Origin of the sequence: Actinomadura logoneensis (assembly GCF_003428695.1) — a bacterium.
Taxonomy (GTDB): domain Bacteria; phylum Actinomycetota; class Actinomycetes; order Streptosporangiales; family Streptosporangiaceae; genus Spirillospora; species Spirillospora logoneensis.
Genome location: NZ_QURH01000575.1, coordinates 1 through 1,777, shown reverse-complemented (window position 1 = coordinate 1,777; position 1,777 = coordinate 1). Strand labels below are relative to the sequence as shown.

Here is a 1,777-nt window from a genome sequence, read left to right as displayed (position 1 = left end):
GGCGCGTCCGGCCACCGGCCGGTCACCGGGCGACGGGGAGTCGTCCACGCCGACGGCCGCGCGGCCGTTCGCCCGCTCGGCCGCGGCACCCGCGGCGTTCCCGGATCCGGAGGCGTCCGGCCGCCCGTCACCCTGGCCGGGGGCGGGCTCGTCCCGCTCCGTCCCCTCGACCGGTCCGCGGCTGTCTTCGGTCATCCCCACTCTCCTACCGGGCATGAATCTCGTTGATCCGCGCTCATCGTCGCCGACTCGGCATGTGATGAGCGTAAAGCTCTCGGCAACCGGCTTGCGGGCCTCCGGCACCGTCCCGACCCATTCTCGATGATCGGCGAAGCGCTTCCGGCACGGGGCGTCCGATAACGGTTCCGGGCACGGCTAAACCACCTTTTCCGGACACTTCATCAGGAGCCGGGGCGGGACGGTCAGTCGAAGGGGTCGGCCCAGGAGGCGAGGCGGCCGAAACCGCGGCGCATCCGGGCCCAGAACGACTCGTGAGCCTCCGGGAACGCCTCGGCGACGGCCGACGCCGTGCTCTCCGGAGCGTCGGTGAGCACCGTGTAGACGTAGTCGCCGCGCTGCTCGACCACCCAGTTGCGGACGGTGTCGCGCCGGTAGGCGGGGCGGCCGTCCAGTCTCTCCCGGGTCCAGCCGCTCAGGCCGCGCTCGTTCAGCCCGCCGTGCTGCACGAACACCGACACCACGGCCAGCCCGTCGGAGTAGCTGAGATGCAGCGCCTCACCGCCGGACGGCACCGTCGAGCGGCGCACGTCGTACAGCGCCAGCCTGCCGGGCAGCCGGTGCGGGACGGGCCAGCCGTTCCGGCGCAGCTCGTTCACCTGCTCGGCCGTGAGCCGCACCTCGGACGGGACGGGCGTCATGCGGCCCGCCGTCGTCGGGTACGGCCCCGGCACCGCTTCGCCGGGCTCGTCCGCGCGGACGGACGTCCCCCGGACCGGTGTGCGCTGCAGCGCGGCCGGGGTGACCACGCGGAACGTGTTGAAGCCGACCACGACGACCGCGCGGCCCTCGGCGTCGAGCAGTTCGCGGTGCAGCATGAGGCCGGTGTCGGCGTCGATCCAGAAGCGTCCGGCGGTGGAGCCGTCCGCGCGGCGGGCCTCGACGACGGCGGCGCGGCGACCGCACATCGTGCCGTCCGGGCGGCGCACCAGGGTGTAGTTCCGGTCCAGCAGCGCGATCGTGGCCTGCGTCACGCCGACCGGGACGGCCGTGCCCGCGACGTGCTCGACCCGCGCCTGCGAGGTGTGGGTGCCGTGCCGTCCCCAGGTGGTGAGGACGCGCTCGCCCTCGTAGGACACGTCGTCGGCCGCGTCGGCGGCGGCGCGCAGCAGCCGCAGCGCGTCGGGGTCGCTGGGGGCGGGACGGCCGACGTGCGCGTCGCTGGTCAGCACCGCGCCGGCGCACACGGCACCCGCGAGGCCGAGCGCGGCGAGCACGCGGCGGCCCCGGCTCCCGCCGCCCCCACAGGGACGGCGCGGACCGGGGTGGACGGGTCCGGTCACGGCCCCGGAGCGGAGGGAACGGCCGTCCGGAGCGTGCCCGGATCGGTCAGCGGGTCGGTGATGGGCGTGTCGCCCGAGGTCAGCGCGTGCTCGACCGCGAACCGGTCGAAGGCGGGCGTGACGGTCGGGGCGTCCTGCTCGCCGCCCACCGCGTAGGAGGCGACGCCGAGGCCGAGGAACAGCGACGCGGCGCCGACGGCCAGGTAGCGCCGCCGGTGCGGACGCGCGGCACGGGCGGGCCCGGCGGCGGGCCGCAG

General features: G+C 75.9%; 2 protein-coding genes and 1 pseudogene. All 3 read right to left on the bottom strand.

The window, feature by feature from the left end; translation table 11 throughout:
* A partial coding sequence (locus DZF91_RS24310; RefSeq protein ID WP_199486853.1) for a hypothetical protein occupies positions 1-195 on the bottom strand: 195 nt, incomplete at its 3' end.
* Between the two features lie 227 nt (positions 196-422).
* Positions 423-1,520, bottom strand: coding sequence for a sigma-E factor regulatory protein RseB domain-containing protein (locus tag DZF91_RS24305; RefSeq protein WP_147341342.1), 1,098 nt, complete (start codon positions 1,518-1,520; stop codon positions 423-425).
* Positions 1,517-1,777 (bottom strand): annotated as a pseudogene (locus tag DZF91_RS40245) (hypothetical protein); the annotation flags it as partial. The gene DZF91_RS24305 and the pseudogene DZF91_RS40245, both read right to left, overlap by 4 nt.